The 19,888-nt window shown below is 70.2% G+C and carries 18 protein-coding genes; all 18 read right to left on the bottom strand.

Features of this window, described 5'->3' with window-relative positions; all coding sequences use genetic code 11:
- Nucleotides 1-3: 3 nt before the first annotated feature.
- Nucleotides 4-1,575 carry a F0F1 ATP synthase subunit alpha gene (gene atpA / locus ACWCXX_RS18060; RefSeq protein WP_451128262.1) on the bottom strand — a complete coding sequence of 524 codons (1,572 nt, stop codon included), beginning with the start codon at nt 1,573-1,575 and terminating at the stop codon, nt 4-6.
- A 134-nt stretch (nt 1,576-1,709) separates the two neighbouring features.
- Nucleotides 1,710-2,525 (bottom strand): F0F1 ATP synthase subunit delta, encoded by an 816-nt coding sequence (locus ACWCXX_RS18055; protein WP_451128260.1) that lies wholly within the window; start codon nt 2,523-2,525, stop codon nt 1,710-1,712.
- The gene (locus ACWCXX_RS18050; protein ID WP_451128258.1) at nt 2,522-3,067 is read right to left on the bottom strand and encodes a F0F1 ATP synthase subunit B; all 546 of its coding nucleotides are present in this window, start codon (nt 3,065-3,067) and stop codon (nt 2,522-2,524) included. Before ACWCXX_RS18050 ends, ACWCXX_RS18055 begins: the two co-directional genes overlap by 4 nt.
- Nucleotides 3,068-3,105: 38 nt before the next feature.
- Nucleotides 3,106-3,333 carry an ATP synthase F0 subunit C gene (atpE, locus tag ACWCXX_RS18045; RefSeq protein ID WP_030386954.1) on the bottom strand — a complete coding sequence of 76 codons (228 nt, stop codon included), beginning with the start codon at nt 3,331-3,333 and terminating at the stop codon, nt 3,106-3,108.
- A gap of 72 nt (nt 3,334-3,405) precedes the next feature.
- The gene (gene atpB, locus ACWCXX_RS18040) at nt 3,406-4,248 is read right to left on the bottom strand and encodes a F0F1 ATP synthase subunit A (protein WP_451128449.1); all 843 of its coding nucleotides are present in this window, start codon (nt 4,246-4,248) and stop codon (nt 3,406-3,408) included.
- A 210-nt stretch (nt 4,249-4,458) separates the two neighbouring features.
- Nucleotides 4,459-4,896 (bottom strand): hypothetical protein, encoded by a 438-nt coding sequence (locus ACWCXX_RS18035; RefSeq protein ID WP_451128256.1) that lies wholly within the window; start codon nt 4,894-4,896, stop codon nt 4,459-4,461.
- A gap of 262 nt (nt 4,897-5,158) precedes the next feature.
- The gene (locus ACWCXX_RS18030; protein WP_451128254.1) at nt 5,159-6,547 is read right to left on the bottom strand and encodes an MraY family glycosyltransferase; all 1,389 of its coding nucleotides are present in this window, start codon (nt 6,545-6,547) and stop codon (nt 5,159-5,161) included.
- Between the two features lie 119 nt (nt 6,548-6,666).
- On the bottom strand, nt 6,667-7,932 hold the full coding sequence (locus ACWCXX_RS18025; protein WP_451128252.1) for a serine hydroxymethyltransferase: 1,266 nt from the start codon (nt 7,930-7,932) through the stop codon (nt 6,667-6,669).
- 235 nt (nt 7,933-8,167) lie between these two features.
- Nucleotides 8,168-8,809, bottom strand: a complete 642-nt coding sequence (locus ACWCXX_RS18020; protein ID WP_451128250.1) for an arsenate reductase/protein-tyrosine-phosphatase family protein — start codon at nt 8,807-8,809, stop codon at nt 8,168-8,170.
- Nucleotides 8,806-9,453 (bottom strand): L-threonylcarbamoyladenylate synthase, encoded by a 648-nt coding sequence (locus ACWCXX_RS18015; RefSeq protein ID WP_451128248.1) that lies wholly within the window; start codon nt 9,451-9,453, stop codon nt 8,806-8,808. Before ACWCXX_RS18015 ends, ACWCXX_RS18020 begins: the two co-directional genes overlap by 4 nt.
- Nucleotides 9,454-9,517: 64 nt before the next feature.
- The gene (gene prmC / locus ACWCXX_RS18010) at nt 9,518-10,363 is read right to left on the bottom strand and encodes a peptide chain release factor N(5)-glutamine methyltransferase (protein ID WP_451128246.1); all 846 of its coding nucleotides are present in this window, start codon (nt 10,361-10,363) and stop codon (nt 9,518-9,520) included.
- A 41-nt stretch (nt 10,364-10,404) separates the two neighbouring features.
- Nucleotides 10,405-11,481 carry a peptide chain release factor 1 gene (gene prfA / locus ACWCXX_RS18005; protein ID WP_451128244.1) on the bottom strand — a complete coding sequence of 359 codons (1,077 nt, stop codon included), beginning with the start codon at nt 11,479-11,481 and terminating at the stop codon, nt 10,405-10,407.
- 153 nt (nt 11,482-11,634) lie between these two features.
- A complete protein-coding gene (gene rpmE, locus ACWCXX_RS18000) occupies nt 11,635-11,859 on the bottom strand; it encodes a 50S ribosomal protein L31 (RefSeq protein WP_019764351.1) in 225 nt (74 codons plus the stop codon).
- Between the two features lie 207 nt (nt 11,860-12,066).
- Nucleotides 12,067-13,170, bottom strand: a complete 1,104-nt coding sequence (locus tag ACWCXX_RS17995) for an LCP family protein (protein ID WP_451128241.1) — start codon at nt 13,168-13,170, stop codon at nt 12,067-12,069.
- Between the two features lie 395 nt (nt 13,171-13,565).
- On the bottom strand, nt 13,566-15,572 hold the full coding sequence (gene rho, locus ACWCXX_RS17990) for a transcription termination factor Rho (RefSeq protein ID WP_451128239.1): 2,007 nt from the start codon (nt 15,570-15,572) through the stop codon (nt 13,566-13,568).
- Between the two features lie 383 nt (nt 15,573-15,955).
- Nucleotides 15,956-16,873, bottom strand: coding sequence for a homoserine kinase (gene thrB / locus ACWCXX_RS17985; RefSeq protein ID WP_451128237.1), 918 nt, complete (start codon nt 16,871-16,873; stop codon nt 15,956-15,958).
- A 533-nt stretch (nt 16,874-17,406) separates the two neighbouring features.
- The gene (thrC, locus tag ACWCXX_RS17980; RefSeq protein ID WP_451128235.1) at nt 17,407-18,477 is read right to left on the bottom strand and encodes a threonine synthase; all 1,071 of its coding nucleotides are present in this window, start codon (nt 18,475-18,477) and stop codon (nt 17,407-17,409) included.
- A 6-nt stretch (nt 18,478-18,483) separates the two neighbouring features.
- On the bottom strand, nt 18,484-19,833 hold the full coding sequence (locus ACWCXX_RS17975) for a homoserine dehydrogenase (RefSeq protein ID WP_451128233.1): 1,350 nt from the start codon (nt 19,831-19,833) through the stop codon (nt 18,484-18,486).
- Nucleotides 19,834-19,888 lie beyond the last annotated feature (55 nt).

Genomic DNA, 19,888 nt, shown 5'->3' with positions numbered 1-19,888 from the left:
CGATCAGCCCTCGCCCAGGAGCTTGCCGTCCGAGGTCTCGAACTGCTGCTTGAAGGCGGCGACGGCGTCGGCGATCGCCTGCAGCGTGTCGTCGGACATCTTGGCGCCCTCGCGGATGCTGGTGAGGAGGTCCTTGCGGTCGCGCCGCAGGTACTCCAGCAGCTCCGTCTCGAAGCGGCGGATGTCCTCGACCGGGACGTCGTCCATCTTGCCGTTGGTGCCGGCCCAGATGGAGACGACCTGCTCCTCGACCGGGAACGGGGCGTACTGCGGCTGCTTCAGCAGCTCGACCATGCGCTTACCGCGCTCCAGCGACGCCTTCGAGGCCGCGTCCAGGTCCGAACCGAAGGCGGCGAACGCCTCCAGCTCGCGGTACTGGGCGAGGTCCACGCGGAGACGGCCGGAGACCTGGCGCATCGCCTTGTGCTGGGCGGAACCACCGACGCGGGAGACCGAGATACCGACGTTCAGGGCCGGACGCTGACCGGCGTTGAACAGGTCGGACTCCAGGAAGCACTGGCCGTCGGTGATGGAGATGACGTTGGTCGGGATGAACGCCGACACGTCGTTCGCCTTGGTCTCGACGATCGGGAGGCCCGTCATCGAACCGGCGCCCATCTCGTCGGAGAGCTTCGCGCAGCGCTCCAGCAGACGCGAGTGGAGGTAGAAGACGTCGCCCGGGTAGGCCTCGCGGCCCGGCGGACGGCGCAGCAGCAGCGACACGGCGCGGTAGGCGTCGGCCTGCTTCGAGAGGTCGTCGAAGATGATCAGGACGTGCTTGCCCTGGTACATCCAGTGCTGACCGATGGCCGAACCGGTGTACGGCGCCAGGTACTTGAAGCCGGCCGGGTCGGACGCCGGGGCGGCGACGATGGTCGTGTACTCGAGCGCGCCGGCCTCTTCGAGGGCACCGCGCACGGAGGCGATGGTGGAGCCCTTCTGACCGATGGCGACGTAGATGCAGCGCACCTGCTTGTTCACGTCGCCCGAGCGCCAGTTGTCGCGCTGGTTGATGATCGTGTCGACGGCCAGGGCGGTCTTGCCCGTCTGACGGTCGCCAATGATCAGCTGACGCTGGCCGCGGCCGATCGGCACCATGGCGTCGACGGCCTTGTAGCCGGTCTGCATCGGCTCGTGCACCGACTTGCGGACCATGACGCCAGGGGCCTGCAGCTCGAGGGCGCGGCGGCTGTCGGTCGCGATCTCGCCGAGACCGTCGATCGGGTTGCCGAGCGGGTCGACGACGCGGCCGAGGTAACCCTCGCCGACGCCGACGGAGAGCACCTCACCGGTGCGCTGCACCGGCTGGCCCTCTTCGATGCCGCTGAACTCGCCGAGGACGATCGCACCGATCTCGCGCTCCTCGAGGTTGAGGGCGAGACCGAGGGTGCCGTCCTCGAACTTCAGCAGCTCGTTCGCCATGGCCGAGGGAAGACCCTCGACCTTCGCGATGCCGTCGCCGGCAACGCTGACCGTACCGACCTCCTCGCGCGAGGCCGCGTCCGGCTTGTACGCCTGGACAAAGTTCTCCAGCGCGTCCCGGATCTCCTCCGGCCGGATCGTGAGCTCCGCCATCTGGGTTCCCTGCTCTCCTTGTTGGGCCCGAAGTTTCTTAAGGGGGTCTGGGGGCCGACCCCCAGGAATCTTCTGCAATTTCTGCACGGCCCAACCGGGCCGCTGGTCTTGCTCTGTCTCTGTTGCTGCGCCGGTCAGCCGGCCATGCGACGGGTCGCCTCTTCGAGGCGCTCCGCGATGGTGCCGTCGATGACCTCGTCACCGACCCGCACCGCGATCCCGCCGAGGACCGTGGGGTCCACGTCGAGGTTCAGGTGCATCGGGCGGCCGTAGATCTTCGTCAGCGCGGCGCCGAGGCGCTGCTTCTGCCGATCGCTCAGCGGCACCGCCGAGGTGACCACGGCGACCATGCGCTCCCGGCGCTCCGCGGCGAGCTTGGAGAGGGACTCGAGTCCCGCTTCCAGGCTACGTCCACGCGGCTGGGTGACAAGGCGGACGATGACGCGCTCGGTGGCGGGCCGCGCCTTGCCGCCGAGCAGGCTGCGCAGCAGCTGCCCCTTGGCGGACGCGGACGCGGACCGGTCGGTGAGCGCGGCGCGCAGCTCCTTGTCGGAGGCCACGATCCGGCCGAACCGGAACAGCTCGTCCTCGACGTCGTCGAGGTCTCCGCTGCGCTGGGCGGCGGTGAGGTCGGCGATGTTCGCCAGCTCCTCGACCGAGTCGACCAGGTCGCGCGACTGCGACCAGCGGGAGCGGACCATGCCGGAGACCAGGTCGACGGTCTCGCCGCCCACCTGACCGTTCAGCAGTCGTCCGGCCAGCTCCGCCTTGGCCTCGCCGGCCTGCGACGGGTCGGTCAGGACCCGTCGCAGCGACACCTCGCGCTGGAGCAGCGCCGTGACGGCGGCCAGCTCCTCGGCGAGCTTCGCCGCGTCGACCGACGTGTTGTCGGTCAGCGCGTCGAGACGCTCACGTGCGGCAGCCAGTGCCTCGCGGCTCGAGCCGTTCATCGGACGGCCTCGGCCTTCGCTTCGAGCTCGTCGAGGAAACGGTCGACGGTGCCGCTCTGCCGGGCGTGGTCCTCGAGGGACTCGCCGACGAGCTTGCCGGCCAGGTCGGTGGCGAGCTTGCCCACGTCCTGACGCAGCGCGGCAGCGGCGGCCTTGCGGTCGGCCTCGATCTGGGCGTGGCCGGCGGCGATGATCTCCTCGCGCTGCCGCTGGCCTTCCGCCCGCATCTCCTGCAGGATCACGGCGCCCTGCTCCTGTGCCTCCTGGCGCAGGCGCGCGGCCTCGTGACGGGCCTCGGCGAGCTGAGCCTTGTACTGCTCGAGCACGCTCTGGGCCTCGGTCTGGGCCGCATCGGCCTTCTCGATACCGCCTTCGATGGCCTCGCGGCGCTCTTCCAGAACCTTGTTGATGTTCGGGAGGAGCTTCTTGGCGAGGAAGCCGAAGACGATGACAAAGGCGATCAGACCGATGACAAGCTCAGGGATCGGCGGAACGAGGGGGTTCTCCACCTCGGAGGCCGCGAGCTGAACCAGGGGGTTCACATCAGTGCCTTTCGTCGGAACGGACTAGTTGCGGTTCGTCAGCTGTAGACGAACGGCATGACCAGACCGATCAGGGCGAGCGCCTCACAGAAGGCGAAGCCGAGGATCTGGTTGGCGCGGATCAGGCCGGCAGCCTCGGGCTGACGGGCGAGCGCCTGGGTGCCGTTACCGAAGATGATGCCGACGCCGACGCCGGGGCCGATGGCGGCCAGGCCGTAGCCGACGGAGCTGAGGGAACCGGTGACGGCGGCAAGGGTCTGGGACATGCCAGTTCTTCCTTCTCTTTCACGGACCGGTGGGGGTTGGCCACCGGACGACTGGGGGTATGGGAGGCGCGATCAGTGGTGCTCGGCGACGGCGCCCTGGATGAAGGCGCACGCCAGGAGCACGAAGACGTACGCCTGAACAGCCTGGATGAACAGCTCGAAGGCGGTCATCACGATGACCATCACGAACGAGACGCCCGCGTAGGCGATGCCGATGCCGTTGAGCAGGTACCAGCTGGCGATGGTGAAGAGCAGCAGCAGCGTGTGACCGGCGAACATGTTCGCGAAGAGTCGGACCGCGTGCGTGAAGGGCCGGACCAGGACGTTCGAGAAGAACTCGATGACCATGACCAGCGGGAGCACCGGGCCGAGCGACTTGTCGTAGCCCGTCAGGTTCTTGAAGCCGCCGACGAAGCCGTGGCGCTTGAAGGTGATGCTCATCCAGAGGACGTAGACGATCAGGGCCAGGCCGGCCGGGTACGCGATGATCGACGTCACCGGGAACTGGGCGAGCGGGATGATCGACCAGAGGTTCATCATCCACACGAAGAAGAAGATCGAGACCATCAGCGGGACGTACTTCTCGCCCTCGCGCTTGCCGAGCGTCTCGTAGACGATGCCGCGGCGGACGAAGTCGTAGCCGGCCTCGGCCACCATCTGCAGCTTGCCCGGAACGATCTTCGGCTTGCGGAAGGCGGCCCAGAAGAAGCCGACGATGATGACCGTACCGAGGAGCGCCAGCAGCATCGTCTTGTTGAAGTAGACGTTGCTGTCCGCGTCACCGAAGATCGGCTCGAACAGGAAAGAGTGCAGGCCGGGACCCGGGAAACCACAACCGTTATCGGCGAAGATGTGGCAATCGGTCTCGAAGGCGAGCACCTGTGTCGGGTCAGCACTCACCGCGGGCTCCTTCAGCGTGGCGCATAGGTACGGCAACCTCGTTGTGTCGGCGCGGCGCGCAGCCGCGGTTCGGCACTGGACTGGTGTTACGGATGTGTGAGCGGCAGTCAGGCATTGAGCCTCGCGATCGAGCAGGCGTCAGCTCACATGCCCGCGCCCGCAATGCCGCAGTTGGAACCGGACGATAGCAGGGTCTTGAACCCTCGCTTATCCCGCCCCTACCCTTCACGACTTCGAGCCCGTGTTCTTGGGCTTTTCCGCCTTGTCGGACTCGGGTTCGACGTAAAGGATCTTGGCCTTCATGTGTGCGCGCGTCTGCGCGCCGATCCACACGAGGGTCAGTGCGACCAGAGTGATCGCGAACGCCTTCGGGTTGAACATCGTCGTGTCCTTGAAGGCCGCGACGAAGACGAACAACAGCAGAAGTTGCGTCGTGTAGAGCATCAGGCCCATCGCCTGGAACAACTGCGGCAGGGACCGCGCGGTCCGTTGCAGGACCACCAGGCCGATTCCCATGAAGAGAATCACCACGACCGTCGCGACGAGCGCGCCGAGGGCTCCCTCGCCGCCCGCGACACCAGCACTGACGGCAACGGCGACGGCGCCGGCGGCAGCGGTGGGTACGGCGGCTTGGAGGAGAGTCCGGGCGTCGTTGGACGGCATGGCGGCAGCTCCGCTTGCAGGGGGTGGGCAGGGTGTCGTCATGGACGATCGTAGGCCCGGTCCGAGTCGATGCCTCGGGCCGATGGACCGCGCTACTCAAGTCCCTCGGCTCCGTCACCGGGCTTAGTGAACGGTATCACAAACTATTTGATGAGGTCTTTACCAAGAAAGTGTGCTCACAGTCACACGTGAGAGTGAATGTGCGCATGTGAGCAAGACAACTCAATATCTTGTCTGGTATTGCCCTCTGGTGACCGAATTCTCAATGTGCGGATTCGGCCTTGCCTCTGTCCGAAAAATGTGCGTGGTCGCCGATCGCGGTCGCTCCGTTGACACCGGAGACTCCCACGACGACCGCGGCCCGTTCCGCCCGGCCCGGCTCCTCGCCCTCCCCCATCTCGCCTGCCCCGGCCCCCTGTTGGGCGTCGGAGGCCGCCGGGAGGGACCCATGGGCACCGCCTCCTCCGCCTCGCCGACGTCGATAGCGGGGCGGCAGGAATCGTTCCGCCCAGTACGGCGCCTTCGGCGTGAACCGGGGCATCAGCAGCAGTACGAGACCCAGCGCGCTCAGTCCCATGACGACCAGGACGATCCACAGGGACGTCGAATGCACCGAATAACCGACCGTCCCGAAGGCGATCAGGGCCGACCAGAAGTACATGATCAGCACCGACCGGCTGTGGGAATGGCCGATTTCCAGGAGCCGGTGGTGCAGATGGCCGCGGTCCGCCGCGAACGGCGACTGCCCGTTCCAGGTACGGCGCACGATCGCCAGCACCAGGTCCGCGGCCGGGATCGCGATGACCGTCAGCGGCAGCAGCAGCGGGATGAAGACCGGCAGCATCGCGTGCGTGGTCTCGCGCTCGCTGCCCATGAAGAGCTTCATCGTGTCCGGATCGACCTGCCCCGTGACGGAGATCGCCCCGGCCGCCAGCACCAGGCCGATCAGCATCGAGCCCGAGTCGCCCATGAAGATCCGGGCCGGGTGCATGTTGTGCGGCAGGAAGCCCAGGCACATGCCCATCAGGATCGCCGTGAAGAGCGTCGCCGGGGCCGCGGCCTCGATCATGTGCCCGTACCAGAGCCGGTACGTGTACAGGAAGAACGCGGCGGCGGCGATGCAGACCGTGCCCGCCGCGAGGCCGTCCAGGCCGTCGACGAAGTTGACCGCGTTGATGGTGATGACGACCAGCGCGACCGTGAGCAGCGTGCCCTGCCACTGGGTGAGCGCGACGGTGCCGACGCCGGGGATCGGCAGCCACAGGATCGTCAGACCCTGGATGACCATGACCGCGGCGGCGATCATCTGGGCGCCGAGCTTGATCAGGGCGTCGATCTCGAACTTGTCGTCCAGCACCCCGATCAGCCAGATCAGCGCGGCCCCGGAGAGCAGCGCCCGGGGCTCGTTGGAGAGCTGGAAGACCCAGTCGAGGTTGTGGAGATGGGCCGCGACGATCAGCCCGGCGCACAGTCCGCCGAACATGGCGATGCCGCCGAGTCTCGGTGTCGGTTCCCGGTGGACGTCACGCGCACGGATCGCGGGCATCGCCCCGATCGCGATGGCGAACTTGCGCACCGGGCCGGTCAGCAGATAGGTCACCGCAGCCGTGACACAGAGCGTCAGCAGGTAATCACGCACGGGCTGCCCCATAGATTTCGCCGGCCATCTCAGCCCACACCTTAGACCGTCCGGCCGCCCCGGACTGCCGCGCTGCGCGGCCTCACGGATGAGGACACGGCGGCCGGGCCGATCGGTTGCGCGGAAGACGCCTACGCCGGATAGGGCGGATGCTTCCCGACCAGTTCCCGCACCTCGGCGCGGATGTCGCCCTCCTCCCGCACCGCCGTTCCGAGGAGCGCCGCGAGCCGCCTCATCTCGGCCTCGTCCATGCCCTGGGTGGTGACGGCCGCGGTCCCGAGCCGGATGCCGCGGGCGTCCCCGTACGGCAGCGCGCAGGTGTCCAGCACCACACCCGCCGCCGCCAGCCGGGCACGGGCGGTCGGCCCGTCGACGCCCAGCGGGGCCGGGTCCGCGACGATCAGGTGGGTGTCCGTGCCGCCCGTGGTGACCTCGAAGCCCTCCGCCTCCAGACCGGCCGCCAGCACCCGGGCCCGGTCCACCACCTGGTGGGCGTAGACCGTGAACGCCGGGGTGGCCGCCTCCCCGAACGCGACGGCCTTCGCGGCGATCGTGTGCATCTGCGCACCGCCCTGGGTGAACGGGAAGACCGCCCGGTCGATCCGCTCCGCCAGATCCGCCCCGCACAGGATCATCCCGCCGCGCGGCCCGCGCAGCACCTTGTGCGTGGTCGCGCAGACCACATCGGCGTACGGCACCGGACTCGGCGCCGCTCCCCCGGCGATCAGCCCCATCGGGTGCGCGGAGTCGGCGATGAGGTACGCGCCCACCTCGTCGGCGATCTCCCGGAACAGCGCGTGGTCGGGATGGCGGGGGTACGAGATCGAACCGCTCACGATCGCCTTGGGCCGGTGCGTGCGGGCCAGGGCGCGCACCTGCGCGTAGTCGATCAGACCGCTCTCGGAGTCCACCCCGTAGCCGACGAACTCGAACCAGCGGCCGGAGAAGTTGGCGGGCGAGCCGTGGGTGAGGTGCCCGCCGTACGCGAGTCCCATCGCGAGCACCGTGTCACCGGGGCGCAGCAGGGCGGCGTACGCGGCGAGGACCGCGGAGGAGCCGGAGTGTGCCTGGACGTTGGCGTGCTCGGCGCCGAAGAGGGCGGTGGCCCGGCGGCAGGCGATGCGTTCGGCTGCGTCGGCCTGCTCGCAGCCGCCGTGGTGGCGGGCGCCCGGGTAGCCCTCGGCGTACTTGTTGGCGAGCGGTGAGCCGAGGGCGGCGAGGACCGCGGGAGAGGTGAAGTTCTCGGCGGCGGTCAGCTGGAGGGTGTCCGACTGCCGCCGCAGCTCCCCCAGCAGCACGTCGGCGATCTCGGGGTCCTCCCGGAGCAGGGCGTCGAAGTCCTGCGGCAGGGCGGTCCCGGGGGCGGAGGGGGGTGCGGCGGGAGTGGTGACCGGCATCGGGGAACTCCGGACCTGGGAAGGGTGCGCTGGCGTCAGCTCCAATGTAGGCCCGCAACGGGCCTCCTGCCCGCTGTGCGGCGCCGTCGTACCCCCGTTGGCCCCCGGGTGCCCGGCCGGTGCGTACGGCCGTCGGAGTGGCCCGGACGGCCGACGCGGGAAGACTCGCCGGGACGGGCACGGGAACGTGGGCGGGCCCGGGACCCGGCCCTCAGTGGTGTGCGGGAACGCCCGCTCAGTGGTGTGCGGGAACGCCCGTCAGCGCGGTGACGACCGGGTCGAGGGCCTGGTTGATCTCGTCGCCGATGGAACGGAAGAAGGTGATCGGGGCGCCGTAGGGGTCGTACACCTCGTCCGCCTCGGCGGTGGGGGCCAGCAGCCAGCCGCGCAGCGCGGCGGCGGCGCGGACCAGCGCGCGGGCGCGCTCCACGACGCCCTCGTCCCGCGGGTCCGGCAGGGTGGCGGGGTCTATCGCCCGGACCAGGCGGGTGAATTCCTTGAGCGTGAAGGTGCGCAGGCCGGCCGAGTGCCCCATCGAGATCACCTGGGCCCGGTGGTCGCGGGTGGCGGTGAGCACCAGGTCGGCTCGGATCACGTGTTCGTCGAGGAGTTCCCGGCCGACGAAGCCGGCCGGGTCGGCGCCGAAGTCGGCGAGGACGGTCTCCGCGTTGGCCTCCATGGGTGCCCCCTCGTGCCCCCAGGTGCCCGCGCTCTCCACGATCAGCCCGCCGCCGAGCGGATCGCCGAGGCGGTCCACCAGGGCATGGCGGGTCAGCCGCTCGGTGATCGGTGAGCGGCAGACGTTGCCGGTGCTGACGTGGAGGATGCGGAAAGTGTCGGCCCGCCCCGCTATGCCACGCCCCTCAGGGGCGGTCAATTGGCCACCTCGAGGTCGGGTACCACCTTGCGGAGTTCCTCGACGGAGAGCGCGCCGGCCCTCAGCAGCACGGGAACCTTGCCGGTCACGTCGACGATCGACGACGGCACGATGCCGGGCGTCGGGCCGCCGTCCAGGTAGACGGAGACGGAGTCCCCGAGCATCTCCTGGGCGGCGTCGCAGTCCTCGGGGGCCGGGTGGCCGGTGAGGTTGGCGCTGGAGACGGCCATCGGGCCGACCTCCGTGAGCAGCTCGATGGCGACCGGGTGCAGCGGCATCCGGATGGCGACGGTGCCGCGGGTGTCGCCGAGGTCCCACTGGAGCGACGGCTGGTGCCGGGCGACGAGCGTGAGGGCGCCGGGCCAGAAGGCGTCGACGAGCTCCCAGGCCTGCTCGGAGAAGTCGGTGACCAGGCCGTGCAGGGTGTTCGGGGAGCCGATCAGGACCGGGGTCGGCATGTTGCGGCCGCGCCCCTTGGCCTCCAGCAGGTCGGCGACGCCCTCGGAGCTGAAGGCGTCCGCGCCGAGACCGTACACGGTGTCGGTGGGCAGCACGACCAGTTCGCCGCGGCGGACGGCCGACGCTGCCTCGCGCAGGCCGGTCGTACGGTCGGTCGCGTCGTTGCAGTCGTATCGCCGTGCCATCAGCCGGCCTCCTCAAGCGTGTACGGGTATGACGGGTACGGGCCGGGCGCGCGGTGGTCCCCGGTCACGGCATGGCCTTGCGGGCCGTGGCGAACCGCGGCCGGTTGTTCAGGTCGGGGTGGTCGGCCGCGTCCGCCCAGCCCCGCTCCTCGGTGAAGATCCACGGCACCTGGCCGCCCTGCGTGTCGGCGTGCTCGATGACGACGAGGCCGCCGGGGCGCAGCAGGCGGTGTGCGGTGCGTTCGATGCCGCGGATGGTGTCGAGGCCGTCCTCGCCGGAGAACAGCGCCATCTCCGGGTCGTGGTCGCGGGCCTCGGGCGCCACGTACTCCCACTCGGTGAGCGGGATGTACGGCGGGTTGGAGATGACCAGGTCGACCTGGCCGTCGAGCTCGGGCAGGGCGGTCAGCGCGTCCCCGTGGTGGACGGTGACCCTGGATCCCTCGGCGTTCTTCCGGGTCCACTTCAGGGCGTCGTCGGAGAGCTCGACCGCGTGCACGCGCGAGCGCGGCACTTCCTGGGCCATGGCGAGGGCGATGGCGCCCGAGCCGCTGCAGAGGTCGACGACGACCGGTTCGACGACGTCCATCGCGCGCACGGCGTCTATCGCCCAGCCGACGACCGACTCGGTCTCCGGTCGTGGTACGAAGACGCCGGGCCCGACCTGGAGCTCCAGGTAGCGGAAGAAGGCGCGGCCGGTGATGTGCTGGAGCGGTTCGCGGGCCTCGCGGCGGGCGACGGCCTCCCAGTAACGGGCGTCGAAGTCCGCGTCCGGCACCCGGTGCAGCTCGCCCCGGTTGACGCCGTGCACGAACGCGGCGAGTTCCTCCGCGTCGAATCGCGGCGAGGGCACACCGGCGTCGGCCAGCCGCTGGGTGGCCTGGGCCACCTCGGCGAGCAGCAGGTTCATCGCGGTTCTCCGTACGGTGTTACGGGCGGGGCTGGCTTTGCCTATGCGGCGGCGAGCTTGGCGGCGGAGTCGGCGTCGACGCAGGCCTGGATCACGGCGTCCAGGTCGCCGTCGAGCACCTGGTCCAAGTTGTACGCCTTGAAGCCGACGCGGTGGTCCGAGATCCGGTTTTCCGGGAAGTTGTACGTACGGATCTTCTCGGAACGGTCGACCGTGCGCACCTGGCTGCGACGTACGTCCGAGGCTTCCTGCTCGGCGGCCTCCTGCGCGGCGGCGAGCAGGCGCGACCGCAGGATGCGCATGGCCTGCTCCTTGTTCTGGAGCTGGCTCTTCTCGTTCTGGCAGGAGGCGACGACGCCGGTCGGCAGGTGGGTGATGCGGACCGCCGAGTCGGTGGTGTTGACGGACTGGCCGCCGGGACCCGAGGAGCGGTAGACGTCGATGCGGAGGTCGTTGGCGTGGATCTCGACGTCGACCTCCTCGGCCTCGGGTGTGACGAGCACACCGGCGGCTGAGGTGTGGATGCGGCCCTGGGACTCGGTGGAGGGCACCCGCTGCACGCGGTGCACCCCGCCCTCGTACTTCAGCCGGGCCCACACGCCCTGGCCGGGCTCGACGGCGCCGTTGCCGCCCTTGGTCTTCACGGCGACCTGGACGTCCTTGTAGCCGCCGAGCTCGGACTCGGTGGAGTCGATGATCTCGGTCTTCCAGCCGACACGCTCGGCGTAGCGCAGGTACATGCGCAGCAGGTCGCCGGCGAACAGGGCGGACTCGTCGCCGCCCGCGCCCGCCTTGATCTCCAGGAGCACGTCCTTGTCGTCGCTGGGGTCGCGCGGGACCAGGAGGAGGCGGAGCTTCTCGGTGAGCTCCTCGCGCTGCTTCTCCAGTTCCTTGACCTCGGCGGCGAAGTCGGGATCGTCGGCGGCCAGCTCGCGGGCCGTCTCGATGTCGTCCCCGGACTGCTTCCAGGAGCGGTACGTCGCGACGATCGGGGTCAGCTCCGCGTAGCGCTTGTTCAGCTTGCGCGCGTTGGCCTGGTCGGCGTGGACCGCCGGGTCCGCGAGCTTCTTCTCGAGATCGGTCTGTTCACCGATCAGTTCCTCGACCGCCTCGAACATCTTCGGGCTCCTGGTTCCTTCATTACTGGCGTGCCTGCTGGACGGCGTGATGCCGGCCGGGCGGGGGCGTGGGAGGCCCCGCGCCCCCGGCCGGAAAAAACGCCGGTCCCGATGCCCCCGGAAGAGGGCACCGAGAACCGGCGCAGTGGCTCGCTACTTGCTGGCGGAGCCGGCAGCCTTGCCGAAGCGGGCCTCGAAGCGGGCCACGCGGCCACCGGTGTCGAGGATCTTCTGCTTGCCCGTGTAGAACGGGTGGCACTCGGAGCAGACGTCGGCGCGGATGGTGCCGCCGTCGATGGTGCTCCGGGTGGTGAACGACGCGCCACAGGTGCAGCTGACCTGCGTCTCGACGTACTCGGGGTGGATGTCGCGCTTCAAGGGTTTCTCCTAGGTTCGGGAGGGCGCCGGGTCGCACGCGCGGATTGCGCGTCCGTGAACCGGGGCCGACGTACCAGTCTGCCAGGACCGGCCGTATCTCCCAAAACCGGGGGCGGTCCGCAACTATTCCCGGCTTGTCCGGTCATCCGTTCCCGGCCGTCCGGCCCGTGCGGCCGTTCCGCCCCGCCGCCCGTCCGGCCCGTGCGGTCACCGGACGACATCGCCCGCGACGCCCTTGTCACCCGCCGACTTCTCGATGGCTGAGGCGGGGATCGCCCGGTCCGCCTTCAGGGCCGCCCACACCTGCCGGGCGGACTTCTCCAGTGGTACGACGCGGTTCGGGTCGGCCGGGTCGTACTGCACGGGCAGGGTGACCATGTGGACGTTCTTCGAGTCGAGGCCCTTGAGCCCGTTGACGAAGGAGGCGAGTTTCCCGACCGAGCCGAGGTCGGAATCGGTGGTGACGGCCTTGGTGGCCGCGTCCGCGAGGCCGAACAGCTTCTGCGGGTTCGAGAACACCCCGACGTGCCTGACCTGTTCCATCAGCGCCTTGACGAACGCCTGCTGGAGCTGGATGCGGCCGAGGTCGCTGCCGTCGCCGACGCTCTTGCGGGTGCGGACGAGGCCGAGCGCCTGCTCGCCGTCCAGGGTGTGGGTGCCGGGTTCGAGCTTCAGATGGCTCTTGGGGTCGTCGATCGCCCGGGTGGTGGTGATCTCCACGCCGCCCAGCTCGTCGATGAGCTTCTTGAAACCGGTGAAGTCGACTTCGAGGTAGTGGTCCATGCGGATGCCGGACATGGACTCGACGGTCTTGACCGCGCAGGCCGGTCCGCCGACCTCGTACGCCGTGTTGAACATCGCGCGCTGTTCGCCGGCGACGGGCTTCCCGGTGGTGTCGCTGGTGCACTCGGGGCGGGTGATGAGGGTGTCGCGCGGGATGGAGACGACGGAGGCCGTTCTGTGGCCCTTGTCGATGTGCACGACCATCGCGGTGTCGGAGCGCGCCGTGCCCTCGTCGCCCCCGTACGCGGAGTTGGCGCCGGACCGGGAGTCGGAGCCGAGCACGAGGATGTCCTGGGAGCCGTTGTCGACGTTGTCGGGGCGGTTCTTGCCGAGTGCCGCGTTGATGTCGACGGCCTTGAGGTTGCCGTTGAGCGTGACGTAGGCGTATCCGAGCCCGGCACCACCGACGACCACGGCACTGGCCAGGCTCCAGGCGGCGATCACCGTCGCCCTGCGGCGACGGGAGGGCTTCTTCCGGCGCTTGCCGGTGGGGCGTATTCGCCCGCCGCTCCCGCTCTGCTCGGCCATCCCTCTCCCTCGGTCGTCGGCTCCCCCGGGCCTCTGGCCCCGGACCACCGGACGGGCCGCGCCGGCGGCGGGTCCTGGTTCCCTTTTCGCCGCCTTTGGCGACTTGTCAGCACTTGATACGACGCGGCGATACGAAGAAGGGTTGCACAGTCGGCCGTCGGGTCCGTGTGAGGAAATACGGAGCGATGGACACCGGTGAACAGCCGGTGATCCCCCGCTCACCTGCGGTTTCCCGCCCTTCACCGGCACCGGGCGGCGTCCGGCGCGATGGGCGACGTGTGGCGAAGGTCTCGGACCGGCCGCGCGGGCCCGGTACACGACACGGGGCCGCCCCCGTCACCGAAGTGACGGGGGCGGCCCCGTGGTTCGACCGGTCCGACCGGCGCGGTGCGACGTCAGTCGTTGCCGTTGCCCGGCGCCGGCGTCGTCTTCTGGATCTGGAGCAGGAACTCCGCGTTGGACTGGGTCTTCTTCATCCGGTCCAGGAGGAGCTCGATCGCCTGCTGCTGGTCGAGCGCGTGCAGCACCCGGCGCAGCTTCCAGACGATCGCCAACTCCTCGCCGCCCAGCAGGATTTCCTCCTTGCGGGTGCTGGACGCGTCGACGTCCACCGCCGGGAAGATGCGCTTGTCCGAGAGCTTCCGGTCGAGCTTGAGCTCCATGTTGCCGGTGCCCTTGAACTCCTCGAAGATCACCTCGTCCATGCGCGAGCCGGTCTCGACGAGCGCGGTGGCCAGGATGGTCAGCGAGCCGCCGTCCTCGATGTTGCGCGCCGCGCCGAAGAAGCGCTTCGGCGGGTACAGCGCGGTCGAGTCGACACCACCGGACAGGATGCGGCCGGAGGCGGGGGCCGCGAGGTTGTACGCGCGTCCCAGACGGGTGATCGAGTCCAGCAGGACGACCACGTCGTGACCCAGCTCCACGAGGCGCTTGGCGCGCTCGATGGCCAGCTCGGCGACGGTGGTGTGGTCCTCGGCGGGCCGGTCGAAGGTGGAGGAGATGACCTCGCCCTTCACCGACCGCTGCATGTCGGTGACCTCTTCCGGACGCTCGTCGACCAGGACGACCATCAGGTGGCACTCGGGGCTGTTGACCGTGATCGCGTTGGCGATCGCCTGCAGGATCATGGTCTTGCCGGTCTTCGGCGGGGCCACGATCAGACCGCGCTGGCCCTTGCCGATCGGGGCGACCAGGTCGATGATCCGCGTCGTCAGGACGTTGGAGTCGGTCTCCAGACGGAGCCGGTCCTGCGGGTAGAGCGGCGTCAGCTTCTGGAACTCCGGGCGGCCGCGGCCGCTTTCGGGCGCCATGCCGTTCACCGAGTCGAGGCGCACCAGGGCGTTGAACTTCTCGCGGCGCTCGCCGTCCTTGGGCTGGCGCACCGCACCGGTGACGTGGTCGCCCTTGCGCAGGCCGTTCTTGCGGACCTGGGCGAGCGAGACGTACACGTCGTTCGGGCCCGGCAGGTAGCCGGAGGTCCGGATGAACGCGTAGTTGTCGAGGATGTCCAGGATGCCCGCGACGGGGATCAGGACGTCGTCCTCCGAGACCGGGACCTCGCCCGCGAAGTCGTCACGGCCCCGACGGCCGCGGCGGTCGCGGTAGCGGCCACGACGGCCGCGCCGGCCGCCCGCCTCGTCGTCGTAGCCGTCGTCCTGCGGCCCGCCGCCCTGCTGGCCCTGGCGCTGCTGGCGCTGGCCGCCCTGCTGGCCCTGGTCGTCGCCCTTGCCCCGGCGGTCGCGCTGCCGGTCGCGGCGGTCCCCGCGCTCGCCGCGCTCCTGGCGGTCGCCCCGCTCGCCGCGCTGGCCGCGCTCCTGGCGGTCGCCGCGGCGGCCCTCGGCGGTGTCGGCGGCGGCCTCGGCCTTGGCCTCGGCGCGCTCCTCGCCCTTCGGCTCGGCCGACGCCTCCGCCTTGGCCTCGGCGGGCTTGCTCTCGGCCTTGGTCTCCGGGCTGCCCGCCTGCGCGGTCGCACGGCGCCGACGGCGCTCGCCCGCGGGCTGGTCGTCGCTGGCCGGCTGGCCGGGGATGTCGATCTGCTGCTGGGCCGCGGCCTTCTCGGCGGGCGCGGCGGCGGAGTCGTCCCCGGTGCGCGCCTTGGAGGTGGCCCGGCGCTTCGGCTTGGTCTCGGCCTCCGCGGCGGGCGCGGCGGCCTTGGGCGCGGCGGAGCTACCGGCCTGCGCCTCCTTGATGACCTCGATCAACTGGCCCTTGCGCATCCGCGCAGTGCCCTTGATACCGAGGCCGGACGCGACCTGCTGCAGCTCGGCCAGGACCATGCCGTCAAGGCCGGTGCCGGAGCGGCGGCGCCGTGCGGTGGTGCCAGTGGCAGCACCTTCGGCGGGCGCGGCGCTGTCGACGGTCTTGTCGGCAGTCACGCCCATCAGATCGGTGGTGTCGCTCACGAAGGGTCCTTCCCTGGAGCGGACGTCGGCCTTCTGGCTCGGCGACCGGTTGTGCTGTCCGACTGCGGTCTTTTCTTGCGGACCGTGCCGGTGCGGTGGTCCGCCGGGTACGGCGGAGAGATGAAGGTGTGCATGGGCCCGGCCCGAGGTCCCCCTGCTCGGCCCACTCCTGGAAGAGCGAGGGGTGTCGTGCCGGTTCCGGAGCGTGCGCGAAACTGCTCAGGCAGGCTGCTCAGGCAGTTGGGGAGGCTCCCGGAAGAATTGGTGGTCCCGGAAAGGGACACGAAGCAACGCGCCACATAGACGTCGATTGCAGACTTGAGGTTAACACTACCGGCTCCAACAAACATTCCCCCTCTCACTCACCGGCAATCACTTCTCGGCTACGGGGCGAGCGGCAGCACACTCGCGCCCGGGGCGTCGAGAGCGAGACGGTTGGCCGCCCACCCCTCGCCCGCCAGCTGTGCGACCTTGTCGGCCGCACCGTCCTCGGCCAGTGCGAGCACCGTCGGCCCGGCACCGGAGATGACCGCGGGAACGCCCTCGGCGCGCAGTCGGTTCACGAGCTCCACGCTCCGCGGCATCGCCGGGGCGCGGTACTCCTGGTGCAGCCGGTCCTCGGTGGCGGTGAGCAGCAGCTCGGGCCGCCTGGTCAGGGCCTCCACGAGGAGTGCGGCCCGGCCGGCGTTGAAGGCCGCGTCGACGTGCGGGACGGTGCGCGGGAGCAGTCCGCGGGCGGTCTCGGTCAGGACCGGCTCACTGGGTACGAAAACCACCGGAACGATGGATTCTGCGGGGTCCATCCTGATCGCGCGCGCCGATCCGCCGTCCGCCCATGCGAGGGTGAATCCGCCGAGCAGGCAGGCCGCGACGTTGTCGGGGTGGCCCTCGATCTCGGTGGCGAGCTCCAGCAGCGCGGCGTCGTCGAGCCGGGCCTCGGCGCCGGTCGTCACGGCACGGGCGGCGACGATCCCGGCGCAGATGGCGGCCGAGGAGGAGCCGAGGCCGCGCCCGTGCGGGATGCGGTTGGCGCAGACGATCTCCAGGCCGCGGGGCTGTCCGCCGAGCAGGTCGAAGGCCGTGCGCAGGGAGCGCACGAGGAGGTGCCTCTCGTCGCGGGGCAGCGTGTCGGCGCCCTCGCCCGCGATGTCGATGTGCAGTCCGGAGTCGGCGACGCGTACGACGACGTCGTCGTAGAGCCCCAGCGACAGGCCGAAGGCGTCGAAACCCGGGCCCAGGTTGGCGCTGGTCGCGGGGACGCGCACCCGGACGGCGGCGGCTCGGAAGGCAGGACCGGCCATCGGTTGGACGACTCTCCTTGTGAGGCGGCGGGGGTGGTGAAGCGATTTCTCTGTTGGCGGGAGGCTGTGGCGACGGGGAGTGGAATTCCGGGGAACCCGATGGCCACAACGGCCCTTGCACCGCGGCAGATGCGGCGGGCGGCTTGAGTACAGCTTATCGAAGGAAGGTTCTGTGGCGACATAGGGCGCACGGGAGGCGCACGATGCGTGTCGCACGCCTCCTATGCGCTCTCCGCCCCGAAAAGGGGTGGTTGAGCTGGGTTCTTGTCCGTCGGCGAACGGCTTTCCGGTGTCGGCGGGCGGCGTTCGCCGAGCGGCGCGCCGGGCTTCGCGGAGCGGCTCGGCCGGTCTTCGGCCGACGGATTCACCGGGCCCTTCCGCCCAATTTCCCGAACGCCCGGAACGGGTTTTCCCACTTCCACCGGCGAGCGGGCCGGACTTTCACCGACCGGACTTTCACCGGTCGGCGTGCCGGACCGTCCCGGACGACCGCTGCGAACGGCTTCCGGGCCCGGCCGGCCGGGCCCGAAGTCCTACGCGAGGCCCAGCTTCTCGGCGGCGGTGGCCGCGTCGACGGGGACCGTGACCGGCTGCGGGGCACCCGCCACGGCCCAGTCGGGGTCCTTGAGGCCGTTGCCGGTGACCGTGCAGACGATCTTCTGACCCCGGTCCACCTTGCCCTCCTCGGCGGCCTTCAGCAGACCGGCCACGGAGGCGGCCGACGCGGGCTCGACGAAGACGCCCTCCTGGGAGGCCAACAGCCGATAGGCAGACAGAATCTGGCGGTCTGTCACCTCGTCGATGAAACCACCCGATTCGTCCCTGGCATTCAGCGCGTACTGCCAGGAGGCGGGGTTGCCGATCCGGATCGCGGTGGCGACGGTCGACGGGTCCTTGACGATCTCGCCGCGGACGATGGGCGCGGAACCGGACGCCTGGAAGCCCCACATGCGCGGGGTGTGCGTGGACATGCCGTCACCGGCGTACTCCTTGTAGCCCTTCCAGTAGGCGGTGATGTTGCCCGCGTTGCCGACCGGGAGGACGTGGATGTCCGGGGCGTCGCCGAGCGCGTCGACGATCTCGAACGCGGCGGTCTTCTGGCCCTCGATGCGGACCGGGTTGACCGAATTGACCAGGGCCACCGGGTAGTTGTCCGAGAGCGAGCGGGCCAGCGTCAGGCAGTCGTCGAAATTGCCGTCCACCTGGAGGATCTTGGCGCCGTGCACGAGCGCCTGGCCCATCTTGCCGAGCGCGATCTTGCCCTGCGGCACGAGGACGGCGCAGACCATGCCGGCCCGTACCGCGTACGCGGCGGCGGAGGCGGAGGTGTTGCCGGTGGAGGCGCAGATGACGGCCTTCGCACCCTCCTCCTTGGCCCGGGTGATGGCCATCGTCATGCCGCGGTCCTTGAAGGACCCGGTGGGGTTGGCGCCCTCGACCTTGAGGTGCACCTCGCAGCCCGTGCGCTCGGAGAGAACCTGAGCGGGGACGAGCGGCGTACCGCCTTCACGGAGCGTGACGACCGGCGTCGTGCTCGTGACCGGAAGGCGGTCCCGGTACTCCTCGATGATGCCGCGCCACTGGTGGGTGCCCTTGCTGGTCATGGGTCCTTACTCCCCTTCAACACGCATGATGCTGGCGACACCGCGCACGGTGTCGAGCTTGCGCAACGCCTCGACGGTCGCCGAGAGGGCGGCGTCGGACGCGCGGTGGGTGACGACGACGAGGGACGCCTCGCCGCCCACCCGTCGCCCGCCGCCACCCTGCTCGACGGCGACTTCGTCGCCGCTGCTCGGATTTCTTCCCTGCTGGCGGACCGTGTCGATCGATACGCCCTGCTCGGCGAAGACCGTCGCGACCTGGGCGAGCACGCCTGGCTTGTCGGCCACGTCGAGGCTGATGTGGTACCGCGTGACGACGTCGCCCATGGGGCTCACCGGCAGCCGGGTGTACGCGGACTCGCCGGGGCCGGTGGACTCGTCGAGCTTGTTGCGGCAGACCGCGACGAGGTCGCCGAGGACCGCGGACGCGGTCGGCGAGCCGCCGGCGCCGGGGCCGTAGAACATGAGCTGTCCGGCCGCCTCGGCCTCGACGAAGACCGCGTTGTACGCCTCGCGGACCGAGGCCAGCGGGTGGCTCAGCGGGATCATCGCGGGGTGCACGCGCGCGGTGACGGAGTTCCCGTCGGCGGCGCGCTCGCAGATCGCGAGGAGCTTGACGGTGCAGCCCATGCGGCGGGCGGAGACGATGTCGGAGGCGGTGACCTCGGTGATGCCCTCGCGGTACACGTCGCCGATCCTGACCCGGGTGTGGAAGGCGATCCCGGCGAGGATGGCGGCCTTGGCGGCGGCGTCGAAGCCCTCGACGTCGGCGGTCGGGTCGGCCTCGGCGTAACCGAGCGCGGTGGCCTCGTCGAGCGCCTCGGAGTATCCGGCCCCGCTCGTGTCCATCCGGTCGAGGATGAAGTTGGTGGTGCCGTTCACGATGCCGAGGACCCGGTTGACCTTGTCGCCCGCGAGGGACTCGCGCAGCGGCCGGACGAGCGGGATGGCACCGGCCACGGCGGCCTCGTAGTAGAGGTCCCGGCCGTGCTGCTCGGCGGCGGCGTGCAGGGCGGCGCCGTCCTCGGCGAGCAGCGCCTTGTTCGCGGAGACGACGCTCGCGCCGTGCTCGAAGGCGGTGGTGATGAGGGCACGGGCGGGCTCGATGCCCCCGATGACCTCGATGACGACGTCGATGTCGCCCCGTTTGACCAGGGCCGTCGCGTCGGTGGTGATCAGCGCGGGGTCGATGCCCTCGCGCACCTTGGAGGGCCTGCGCACGGCCACCCCGGCGAGCTCGACCGGGGCACCGATGCGCGCGGCGAGGTCGTCGGCGTGCGTCGTCATGATGCGCGCCACCTCTGAGCCGACCACTCCACAGCCCAGCAGCGCCACCTTCAGCGGACGCGTACGCATCATCCGACCTCGTTTCCTCTTCATCCGATGTGTGAACCAGTCTCACTCACCGGACGGG

The organism is Streptomyces sp. NPDC001732 (genome assembly GCF_053596315.1).
Note: the sequence above shows the minus strand (reverse complement) of the source record. Positions and strands in the feature narration are given on the sequence as shown.